The sequence below is a fragment of the Clostridium sp. AF27-2AA genome (genome assembly GCF_003478505.1).
Taxonomy (GTDB): Bacteria; Bacillota; Clostridia; order Lachnospirales; family Lachnospiraceae; genus Brotaphodocola.
In genome coordinates, this window is the sequence record NZ_QUFI01000028.1 from 1 (window position 1) to 10,807 (window position 10,807).

Below are 10,807 nucleotides of genomic sequence, written 5' to 3' on the forward strand. Positions count from 1 at the left end.
CATCGTCCGAACACGGCACTTATATTTTGCGCAGCGGGATATCACCCCGTCCTGCTTCGGACCTTTTGTGACTATTCTTAAATTGTTACTTCACATTACGCGGCGTGGAACCCGCTTTTCTTTCGATTGCTTGCTGCCTCAAACTCTCTCAGCTTTGCTAATGCTTCCGCACTTAAGTTTGTCGGCACTTCAATCTGGACGGTTACATAGAGATCACCGAAGGTCTTCGGATCCCGCATATTGGCTGCGCCTTTGCCTTTCAGGCGGATCTTGGAGCCGGACTGGGTGCCCGGTTTGATGCGGCAGGATACACGGCCATTTAAGGTATTGATGATGGCCTCGCCGCCCAGCACTGCCGTAGTGAACGGAATGTTTGCTGTGGTATAGACATCCGCGCCTTTTCTGGTGAAGCCCGGCTTCTCCGCAACATGAATGCAGATCAGCAGGTCTCCGGCCGGAGCACCGTTTACGCCTGCGCCGCCCTTGCCCTGCAGGCGAAGGCTCTTGCCATCTTCCATGCCTGCCGGAATATGGAGCTGCAGTGTCTGTTTCCGTCCGTCGGAGCCGGTCAGTGTAATCATCTTGTCACAGCCGAAAGCGGCCTCATCAAATGTCACAGTCAGGTCAGAAGTAATATCCTGGCCGCAGCTCTGATATCTGGATGTTCTCCGCTTTCCGCCATGTCCTCCAAACATACCACCGAACATGCCGTCCAGAATGTCATCCATGTCTTCCGGATTGCCCTCAAAATGAAACTCCTGGTATCCGCTGTTCGGATCACCGGAATAACTATGGAACCCTCCGGCACCATGACCAAAGCCACCTGTTCCGCTGCCGAAACCTCCATGGAATTCACCAAAACCACTGGCTCCACCGAAGCCTCCAAAGCCGCCATATCCTCCGGCTGCCGCCTTCGGATCGAACCCGGCCTCGAATGCTGCCGCGCCAAACTGGTCGTACAGTTTCTTCTTCTCCGGATCACTCAAAACATCATAGGCTTCATTTATCTCTTTAAACCGCTCTGCTGCCACGGTATCGTTCGGATTGCTGTCCGGATGATACTTTTTGGCAAGTTTACGGTATGCTTTCTTAATTTCTGCATCACTCGCTGTCTTGGACACACCGAGCACTTCATAAAAATCTCTCTTTGCAGCCATTGTTCTCACCCTGCTTTCTAAATTGGCTGCTACCCACGCATTACACATGGACAACAGCCAGAATCATACATTTTGACTTGTTCTATTTGTATTATAACACGCATTTTATGAATAGCAAGGGGGAACAATAAAATTAACATAAAAAACACAATTTCTATTTTTTATTATTTTACCGACACCATATCCCGGTTTGTCTTGTAATAAGTTGCCCTGGAAATCTTCCCCGGAATCAAATATCCCTCCGCTTCCAGATTTCCAAGAATTTTCTTTCTCAGATAAGTGGAATTACTGATTCCCAGATATTCCGCGATTTCGGATGCTTTATGAGCCTGATAATAGCAGAATGCCAGCACTTTTCCATCCATTTCTGTTCCGTTCGCGATGGGAATATAATCCACCACCGGTATGCTGCTGTCCTCCACTCCGTCCAGATATGTCAGATCCGGCAGAACCAGCGTAAAATGATCCGATGAGGAATAAATGTATGGTTTATGTTTCTCATCTGCCTCTGCATATTCCTCTGTGATCTTGTCAAATCCAGTTCCTGCTGCCTCCATGACGTTGCAGGCCACCAGAACACCCGTGATCAGTTCATTTCTCTGCTTGGATATAATTCCTGATAAGTCATAGGTCTTTCCCAGTTTTTCACCCCGGTAAAAGCCTCCTGGCGAAGAAATTTCCAGGCGGTCCTTAAACATATCCACCTGAATCTGTGTTCCATCTAAAAAATAATCCCGGTGCGCAACTGCATTGACCACGCCCTCAAACAGGGCGCGCTGCGGATACGCGTCAATATTCTTTCTGGTATCCTCCAGCTTAATCATGGAATGATTCATTCTCTGGTTTACAAAATCCATGATATACTGAATGGTTGAGGTAATGTTCCCATGAAAGCGATTAATGGTAATGATCCGCTCGCTTCCCTTGTTGAATCCGGAGAATACGGAACACTGCACTTCTGTTTTTCTTCCATCATAATGATCGGTAAACAGAACTGCTCCATTGGCCAGATAGCCCTCTTTATTATAAAAGCCCAGCGACTGAAGCGCCTTCTCCTTTAATTCCTTCCCATCATTGTGTTCGGAATAAAAGGCCCGAAGCATGGAAATCTCGTCTGCATTATACTTTTCATCCGAAACAAGAATATCGTACTGGACGTTCTTGCTTTTCACGCTCATTTCTATGATTTCTTCATAAGTAGCTCCATTCGTAAAGCCATCTCTTCTCATAAAAATAGACGGAATGTTTTTGTATTTCAAAATAACCGGCTTCACCGCAGACTCCGGCACTTCTACCCGGATAATGAAACGCTCGGTTCCATTGATCTCATAGCGAAGAAATGAAATGCTCATCTGCGGCCTTGGTGTCAGATGCTCATTCACCTGATTGTTAAAATAATTCCGCTCATTATCTGCATTCTTTTTATCAAATCCAATCAGTTTATTGCTCTTATCCTCTACACCAATATAAAATGCGCCGCCAGCCGCATTCGCAAACCCCGCAATGCTTTTTAACCAGCCCACCACATCTTCCCGGTTCAGTTTACTCTTGCACTCCAGCTTGTCACTTTCCAGGCAGACACCCGGGATCAATTCTTCCAGATACATGTTTTTACCTCATAATACACGGCAGATTCTAGCAGTTTCTAATTGCTTTCATTTTACTTCACGAAAACTTCAATACTACTTCAATATAAGCTTCAACACTACTTCAATTTAACTTCAGTTTGAACAGAACTAATAGAAGTATATCATTTCACCTCACACTTCATACCCAAAATCACCCAATCAATGGACGCGTGACTGGCATTTCATCAATATCCAGCGAAAAAGGCCTGGGATTCCCGCACATTGCAGTGCGTTCCCCAGACCTTTTCATTACATTCTTATTTACTTACTGTATTTGATCTTTCTTACCTGGCCAAACGGTACCACGCCCTCGACTGCCTTTGCCGCATCGATGACTGCATCGTCGTTATCCAGGTCGATAAGGCGGTAGCGGTCGTTGCCCATGCCCAGTTCCTTCATGTAGGAAAGCTGGCGCATGCTGTGGCGGCTGAGCATACGCTCAGTCAGTGCCTTATGATCCTCTTCCTTCATGGCAAATACCATGTCCACGCAGGCCTGGTCTGCTGCCAGAATGTCTGCGGACGCCACGATTCCTACATCCGGGGTAACGACCGGCTCTGCGCCTACGCCCTCGCAGTCGCAAGAGACAGACATGTTGCGCATCACATTAACAAACGCGATATGATCACCAAAATGATCTACGACGGACTTGGTGGATTCGCTGATGCGCTCCATCAGTTCCTCGGTGGCAATGCTCCACATATTGTCAGAACCCTCTGCGGTATGGATCATCGCTTTACCGATGCGTCCGTCCGCACAGCCAATACCGATATTTTTGTTGGAGCCGCCGAAGCCGCCCATCACGTGGCCCTTGAAGTGGGTCAGAACCAGCAGAGAATCGTAATTTAACAGATTCTTGCCGACACTCATCTCGGTGAACCACTTACCGTTCTTCACCAGAAGCATCACGGTTCCATCCTCATCCATAATGTCTACCGGGCAGAAAGTCCAGCCATTGACCTTTAGGGTCTCTCTGTGCTGCTCTGTGGTGTAACGGTCACCCTCGTAGTAGGTGTTGGTCTCAACAATGTTTGCCTCCGGAAGTTCGGATACCAGAAGCTCCTTCACCCACGGACGCGGGATGATGTTCGGGCCGTTTTTCTCGCCGGTGTGAAGCTTCACGCCGGTCTTGCCGGAAATATGCTCCTTGATACGGTTATAAACTTTCTTCAAACCTTCCCCAGAAAGATCTCTGGTGAAATATACCACAGACTCCTCGCCGGTTCTCTGGTCATACGGCACATACTGGCTGCCATTGGTTGCTGCAACTGGTTTCTGGTCGCTCATGAAATTTCCTCCTATTTCTATCAATCGTCTTCCTGTTTGAAAACACAATTTTCTGGATATATCATAGCGCCTAAAGTTAACTTTACCTCAAGCATTTTTTCAAAATTATCCGCAAAATTTTCCAGGCCGCCCCTGTAGCCATTTATCACACCGCAAATCACCCCGCAAATATCATTTCTTTAGAAATCATACCGCACAACCTCGCAGTTCTTCACGCCATACCCAGCAAACTCCTCATTGGTCATATCCGTAAAATAAGACTGCACTACTCTGGCAATGCCATTGTGAGCCACCAGAATATAGTTTTTTTCCTCAGACTGTGCCTTAATTTCATCTAACAGGTTATAAATACGCTGGGCCAGGCGCAGCATGGACTCACCGCCCTCATAGCTGCAGGCAAAGGACTGCTTTGCCACTTTAAATTCCGCCCCGCCTCTCGGCGTAGACTCCCACTTGCCAAAGTTCTGCTCTTTTAAGCGCGGTTCCATTCGCGCCGGAATCCCGGTAATCTCAGAAATATGCTTTGCGGTATCAGCCGCACGCGTAAGCGGGGAATACAAAATTTCATCCGCGTGAATGTGCTCCTCCAGGATCTTTTTTCCGGTTGCGATAGCCTGCTCATGTCCAAGCTCTGTCAGGGCAATGTCTGTCGCGCCGCAGATCTTACCTTCCACATTCCATACGGTCTGTCCGTGTCTTACAAAATAAAAATGTCCCATGGGTCTGCTCCTTTATTTTTCGTATTGTGGTCTCTTATCATCATAAACAGGCGTCCGCAAAAAAGCAACGTAAAAATTGGGGCAGGTAATTTCTGGAAGTATAAATGTATTCATTTCCGTAAATCATGTTTTATGTAGCAAACCTGCCTGACTGCGCATCACGTTTTTCAGGCAGTCAGAATGCTGCAAAAACATCCAGAAAACAACACGATTTGCGGAGGTAAGGAACATGGCGGGCTACAAAGTGGAAATCTGCGGAGTCAATACGGCGAAGCTGCCCCTGCTTACGAATGAGGAAAAGGACGCGCTGTTTCAGCGGATCCTGCAAGGTGACGAGGAAGCCAGAGAACAGTACATCAAGGGAAACCTGCGCCTGGTCCTAAGTGTGATCCAGCGTTTTTCCAGCAGCAATGAAAATGTGGATGACCTGTTTCAGATCGGATGCATCGGCCTGATCAAGGCCATTGACAATTTTGATATTACCCAGAATGTCCGTTTTTCTACCTATGCGGTTCCCATGATCCTGGGCGAGGTCCGGCGCTATCTGCGGGACAACAACTCCATCCGGGTCAGCCGCTCCCTCCGGGACACAGCCTACAAGGCCATCTACGCCAGAGAAGGCCTGACCCGCAAAAACTCCCGGGAACCAACCCTTATGGAAATTGCCCAGGAAATCGGCATCAGCAAAGAAGACATCACCTACGCCCTGGATGCCATCCAGAGTCCGGTCAGTCTCTACGAGCCCATCTACACCGATGGCGGTGATCCGCTGTATGTGATGGACCAGATTAAAGATAAGAAGAGTTCCGAGGAAAACTGGGTGGAGGAAATTTCCCTGCGGGAAGCCATGAACCGGCTGCCCGGACGGGAACGCCACATCATTGATCTGCGTTTTTTTGAAGGTAAAACCCAGACTGAGGTTGCCGAGGAGATCCATATCAGCCAGGCTCAGGTGTCACGGCTGGAGAAAAACGCGCTGAAAACCATGCGGAATTATCTAAATTAACACAGGATTGTCCTTTTGTTTTCTTTACATCCGTACCGTTATATGATATTATTATAGTAACGATAACGTGTAAATCGCCGTTTTGCCATACAGCGCATTTTATTATAAATCAGGCAAAACCGGCAGCCATCATCAGAGGATGAAGAAAGCAGGATGGTTACGCAGAATGAAGAAAATAACTCTGTTTTTAGCAGCAGCAATCAGTACAGCATCCGTTTTCCCGTCATTTGCCGGCAGTAACACAGCCGTGGTTCCGGCCGTATATGGCACATTCCAGACAACGGCAGCCAACACCCAGACAACCGGAACCCTGACCGTGCAGGTACCGGCAGGTTATATCCAGGGAGACAGCAGTGACGGTACAATCACATTTATCAACGAATCCATCGCAACCGTTGTAAGCGTTACTTCTTCCGATATCGGAGTAGATGTCAGCCAGTATTTCAGCCAGCAGGATCTCAAAGATCTGACCGAAGGAATCCTGTCCGAGACTTTGATTGATGAACAGAACACCGTTCTGACTCCGGTACAGTCCAGCGTAACACTGCTTTCCGGAAACTGGATGCGTTACCAGTACGACAACTATCGGATTGATGACCTCAAATGTACCGCAACAGCTTATATCCGCTACAACGGTCAGTACATGGAAATGATCCTGACCATGATTGAAAATTCCCAGCTGCAGAATGTAAATCCAGACCAGGTAGTCAACGCATTTCTTCCGGCCGTCTGATCTGCTCATAAAAACAGGGCGAAGCTTCTTGAAAAGCTTCGCCCCTTTTTTGTTTCGCATAAATCCCGCGTCCCGGAAAATCACATCATGCAAATGGATTTTCTGTCGGATAACGCACGCCGGCCGGCTGGTTATAACCAATCTCCCGGACATCGACTCCAATATACTTAAATACCTCGTACAGTGCTTTTCCGTAATGACCGAAGGCCACTGCTCCATGATGCGGGAAATTCCCCTCAATCAGCACATGACGATAGAAACGCTTCATTTCCGGGATCGCAAATACGCCGATGCTGCCAAAGGAGTGGGTTGCCACCGGCAGAACCTCGCCATTTGCCACATAAGCTCTCAGCCTGTTATCCGCAGTGCTCTGCAGGCGGAAGAAGGTAATGTCACCCGGGACAATGTCGCCCTCCAAGGTTCCCTGAGTCACCTCTTCCGGAAGACTTCTTGCCATGATGAGCTGGTACTTCATCTGGCAGAAGGACAGCTTCTTCGTGCTGGTATTGCCACAGTGGAAGCCCATGAAAACATCATGGCTCTTATAATCGAATTTTCCTTTGATTTCGGTATCGTAAAGGTCATAGGGCACGGTGTTATTGATGTCCAGAAGGGTAACCGCATCCTGGCTGACACAGGTCCCGATGAACTCACTTAAGCAGCCATAGATATCTACCTCACAGGATACCGGAATGCCGCGGCCGGTCAGACGGCTGTTAACATAGCATGGCACAAAGCCGAACTGGGTCTGGAACGCAGGCCAGCATTTTCCGGCAATGGCCACATATTTGCGATAACCCTTATGGGCTTCGATCCAGTCAAGGAGTGTCAGCTCATACTGGGCCAGCTTCGGCAGGATCTCCGGCTTTTTGTTGCCTTCGCCCAGCTCTTTTTCCATATCCGCCACAACATCCGGGATTCTCGGATCACCCGCATGCTTGTTGAACGCCTCAAACAGATCCAGCTCCGAGTTTTCCTCAATCTCCACGCCCAGATTGTAAAGCTGCTTAATTGGCGCGTTGCACGCCAGGAAGTTTAACGGTCTTGGTCCAAAGCTGATGATCTTCAAATCAGACAGGCCAATGACTGCTCTTGCGACAGGCAAAAATTCGTGGATCATATTCGCGCACTCCTCAGCAGTTCCCACCGGATACTCCGGAATGTACGCTTTGATGTTGCGCAGAGCCAGGTTGTAGCTTGCGTTCAGCATGCCGCAGTAGGCGTCACCGCGTCCCTGTACCAGGTTGTCCCTGCTCTCCTCCGCGGCAGCAACAAACATTTTCGGTCCGTCAAAATGTTTTGCCAGCAGAGTCTCGGAAATCTCCGGTCCGAAATTTCCAAGGTATACAACCAGCGCGTTGCAGCCAGCCGCCTTGATATCCTCCAGTGCCTGTACCATATGGATCTCGCTCTCCACGATGCAGACCGGGCATTCATAAATATCCTTTGCGTCATACTTTTTGCCGTACGCCTCCACCAGTGCTTTTCTGCGGTTCACAGACAAAGACTCCGGGAAACAGTCACGGCTCACCGCAACAATGCCTGCTTTCACTTCTGGAATGTTGTTCATGTACTTACCCTCCTGATATAAATGTGAATTTCTATAACACCTTTAATGAATCAGCTGAAATAATGACTTGCATACCGGATAAATCTGCCGGAATTTCTGATACCGTTCTTCGTATTTTTCCACCAACTCCGGTTCCGGCTCCACCGTTTTGGTGACCTTCACCAGTTTCCTGGCTGCATCCTCCACGCTCGCGTATTCGCCACAAGCAACTGCCGCCAACATGGCACCGCCCAGCGCCGGTCCTTCTTCACTCTCAATCATGTCTACCTTCAGATTCATAACATTGGCAATGATTTTTCTCCATAGCGGGCTCTTAGCCCCACCGCCGCAGATTTTCGTGCGTTCAATGTGAATACCCAGGGATCTTGCCACTTCCAAAGAATCCCGAAGCGCAAAGGCCACGCCCTCCAGCACAGCCTGGGTCATATCGGCCCGACTGGTATCCATGGTCATACCAATGAATGTACCGCGGGCATTCGGATCGTTGTGCGGAGAACGCTCCCCCATCAAATAAGGAAGGAAATATACATGGTTTTCTCCCAGCTTTGTAATGGAAGCCTGCTCTTTCGCGTAGTCCGAAGTCTGCAGGATTCCGTCCATCCACCATTTATTGCAGGAGGCCGCGCTGAGCATGCATCCCATCAGGTGATAGTGGCCATCCGCATGCGCAAACGCATGCAGCGCATTGTGTTTGTCCACGCCAAATTTTTCCGAAGAGATGAAGATGGTTCCGCTGGTCCCCAGGGAAATGTTGCACATGCCATCTCCCACCGTGCCGGTTCCGACTGCGGCTGCCGCATTATCCCCGGCACCGGCCGCAACTTTTACCGTATATGGAATTCCCAGCTCATCCGCAATCTCCGGAAGCACAGTTCCCACACTCTCGTAAGATTCATAGACCTTCGCCAGCTGCTCCTGGCGGACGCCGCAGATTTCGCACATTTCCTTCGACCAGCGGCGGTTCCTTACATCAAACAAAAGCATGCCGGACGCATCCGACACATCGGTACAATGCGCACCAGTCAGACGGTAGGCTATGTAATCTTTGGGAAGCATGATCTTCGCGATCCGCGCAAAGTTCTCCGGCTCCTTATTTCTGACCCAGAGAATCTTTGGAGCGGTAAAGCCCGTGAAGGAAATATTGGCCGTATATTCCGAAAGCTTCTCTTTGCCGATCACATTGTTCAGGTAATCACATTCCTCCCAGGTTCGTCCATCGTTCCAGAGAAGCGCCGGGCGGATCACCTGATCGTTTTTATCCAGAATCACAAGCCCATGCATCTGCCCGCCAAAGCTGATGCCCGCCACCTGCTCCTTCTCACAGCCAGCCAGCAGCTCTTTCAGACCGTCCATGGTACCGGCAAACCAGTCCTCAGGCTTCTGTTCCGACCAGCCCGGATGCGGAAAATAAATGGGATACTCTTTCGAGACAATTTTTCTGATCTGGCCGTCCCTGTTCATCAAAAGAAGCTTCACCGCGGATGTTCCAAGATCGATTCCGATATAAAGCATGTCCGGTCCTCCTTTTCCGACACACATATTGTTTTTTTATGGATACATATTTCTGTTCTTATCTTATCGTTTTTGAACATGTTTTTCAATACAAATATCCAAATTCTGGCGGCACATTATTAGCACTCTGCATAAAAGAGTGCTAATATCTGAAAAATATTGCTAATTTTATTATTTTGTATATTTGCTTTTTTGGTACTTTTTGAAGGTTCACTTTTTTCCAAAAGTGCTATAATACAGTCAGTGCAAAAAGAAGAACTTCCTCATAAAGACAAGCTCTCCATCTACACGAATGAATTCAGATAATTGAGACCGGAAGGTTTTCTTCCCCCGGCCATTCAAAGTAGGAGGCAGATTATTATGATGACGTTAGCAGCTGAAAAAAGAGATCCTGAGGTAAAGGCAAAAAAATTGAGAAGAGAAGGCTACAGCACCGGTGTTCTGTATGGCCGTGAAATGAAAGAAAATGTATCTCTGAAATATACAGAGAAGGATGCATTAAACTTCATTAAAAAAGCAAAAGAGGGTGCACAGACCATGCTGGATATCTCCGGTGAAAAGGTTGATGCCCTGGTAAAGAATATTGATTACGATCCGCTCAGCAAGAAGATTCTGGCACTGGATTTCCAGGCACTGGTCGCAGGTGAGGTTGTTGCCGCAACCGTTCCGGTTACCTTTATCAATGAGGAGGTTGTACAGGGTGTCTTCGAACCGGAGATCACCGAGATCCACTACAAAGCAGACCCGGCACACCTGCTTGACCCAATTGAAATTGATCTGGCTAAACTTCCGCAGGGAACCAGGACTCTGTATGTGAAGGATCTGAAACTGGAAGAGAAAGGTGTTACCGTAACCACCACCGCTGATTCCCAGCTGTTCCACATCGGCGAATACGCAAAGGCTGAGGAAGAAGACGAAGAAGCAGAAGAAACACCTGCCAAATAAAAATTTAAGAGCAATACCAATATAGGTCCGAAGCCGGTAATCCCGGCATACCGCTGTATTGCTCCCGCTAAGAGAGAAATAAAATCAGCCAGAACGGTATTGATAAAAAGCCAGAAATTTCAGCTTTTTACCAGTACCATTCTGGCTGTGTTTTTTATTACCGTAGAATAGCCAGGAAAGCAGAAGCAGGACGGGGTGGTATCCTGCGTAGCATAAATATAAGTGCAATGTGTCCGGCTATATGGCGACT

9 protein-coding genes are annotated in these 10,807 nt (G+C 48.3%); 3 read left to right on the top strand and 6 right to left on the bottom strand.

Annotated features, from left to right (window positions below):
* Positions 1-95: 95 nt before the first annotated feature.
* The 4 genes from DWY84_RS13435 to DWY84_RS13450 all read right to left on the bottom strand — a co-directional run bounded on the left by DWY84_RS13435 (position 96) and on the right by DWY84_RS13450 (position 4,791).
* Positions 96-1,157, bottom strand: coding sequence for a J domain-containing protein (locus DWY84_RS13435; RefSeq protein WP_118533880.1), 1,062 nt, complete (start codon positions 1,155-1,157; stop codon positions 96-98).
* Positions 1,158-1,321: 164 nt separating this feature from the next.
* A complete protein-coding gene (locus DWY84_RS13440; RefSeq protein WP_118533881.1) occupies positions 1,322-2,764 on the bottom strand; it encodes an ATP-binding protein in 1,443 nt (480 codons plus the stop codon).
* A 282-nt stretch (positions 2,765-3,046) separates the two neighbouring features.
* On the bottom strand, positions 3,047-4,072 hold the full coding sequence (locus DWY84_RS13445; protein ID WP_118533882.1) for a DUF362 domain-containing protein: 1,026 nt from the start codon (positions 4,070-4,072) through the stop codon (positions 3,047-3,049).
* A 179-nt stretch (positions 4,073-4,251) separates the two neighbouring features.
* On the bottom strand, positions 4,252-4,791 hold the full coding sequence (locus tag DWY84_RS13450) for a histidine phosphatase family protein (protein WP_118533883.1): 540 nt from the start codon (positions 4,789-4,791) through the stop codon (positions 4,252-4,254).
* A gap of 229 nt (positions 4,792-5,020) precedes the next feature.
* On the opposite strand from DWY84_RS13450, the gene sigG reads away from it, so the two are divergent.
* Together sigG and DWY84_RS13460 are read left to right on the top strand one after the other, a co-directional pair.
* Complete coding sequence (gene sigG / locus DWY84_RS13455; protein WP_118533884.1) at positions 5,021-5,797, top strand: RNA polymerase sporulation sigma factor SigG; 777 nt, start codon at positions 5,021-5,023, stop codon at positions 5,795-5,797.
* Positions 5,798-5,963: 166 nt separating this feature from the next.
* Positions 5,964-6,530 carry a hypothetical protein gene (locus tag DWY84_RS13460; RefSeq protein ID WP_118533885.1) on the top strand — a complete coding sequence of 189 codons (567 nt, stop codon included), beginning with the start codon at positions 5,964-5,966 and terminating at the stop codon, positions 6,528-6,530.
* An 85-nt stretch (positions 6,531-6,615) separates the two neighbouring features.
* On the opposite strand, the gene DWY84_RS13465 is transcribed toward DWY84_RS13460, so the two are convergent.
* Positions 6,616-8,100 carry an L-fucose/L-arabinose isomerase family protein gene (locus tag DWY84_RS13465; RefSeq protein ID WP_118533886.1) on the bottom strand — a complete coding sequence of 495 codons (1,485 nt, stop codon included), beginning with the start codon at positions 8,098-8,100 and terminating at the stop codon, positions 6,616-6,618.
* 42 nt (positions 8,101-8,142) lie between these two features.
* Positions 8,143-9,612, bottom strand: coding sequence for a xylulokinase (xylB, locus tag DWY84_RS13470; protein ID WP_118533887.1), 1,470 nt, complete (start codon positions 9,610-9,612; stop codon positions 8,143-8,145).
* A 360-nt stretch (positions 9,613-9,972) separates the two neighbouring features.
* On the opposite strand from xylB, the gene DWY84_RS13475 reads away from it, so the two are divergent.
* Positions 9,973-10,557: a 50S ribosomal protein L25 gene (locus DWY84_RS13475; protein ID WP_118533888.1), complete on the top strand. Its 585-nt coding sequence runs from the start codon at positions 9,973-9,975 to the stop codon at positions 10,555-10,557.
* Positions 10,558-10,807: the final 250 nt, after the last annotated feature.

What these genes read in the sequence shown, in the direction of transcription:
- DWY84_RS13440 (WP_118533881.1), bottom strand. Translation starts at nt 2,764, where the DNA reads ATGTATCTGGAAGAATTGATCCCGGGTGTCTGCCTGGAAAGTGACAAG.
- DWY84_RS13450 (WP_118533883.1), bottom strand. Translation starts at nt 4,791, where the DNA reads ATGGGACATTTTTATTTTGTAAGACACGGACAGACCGTATGGAATGTG.
- sigG (WP_118533884.1), top strand. Translation starts at nt 5,021, where the DNA reads ATGGCGGGCTACAAAGTGGAAATCTGCGGAGTCAATACGGCGAAGCTG.
- DWY84_RS13475 (WP_118533888.1), top strand. Translation starts at nt 9,973, where the DNA reads ATGATGACGTTAGCAGCTGAAAAAAGAGATCCTGAGGTAAAGGCAAAA.
- DWY84_RS13460 (WP_118533885.1), top strand. Translation starts at nt 5,964, where the DNA reads ATGAAGAAAATAACTCTGTTTTTAGCAGCAGCAATCAGTACAGCATCC.
- DWY84_RS13445 (WP_118533882.1), bottom strand. Translation starts at nt 4,072, where the DNA reads ATGAGCGACCAGAAACCAGTTGCAGCAACCAATGGCAGCCAGTATGTG.
- xylB (WP_118533887.1), bottom strand. Translation starts at nt 9,612, where the DNA reads ATGCTTTATATCGGAATCGATCTTGGAACATCCGCGGTGAAGCTTCTT.
- DWY84_RS13435 (WP_118533880.1), bottom strand. Translation starts at nt 1,157, where the DNA reads ATGGCTGCAAAGAGAGATTTTTATGAAGTGCTCGGTGTGTCCAAGACA.
- DWY84_RS13465 (WP_118533886.1), bottom strand. Translation starts at nt 8,100, where the DNA reads ATGAACAACATTCCAGAAGTGAAAGCAGGCATTGTTGCGGTGAGCCGT.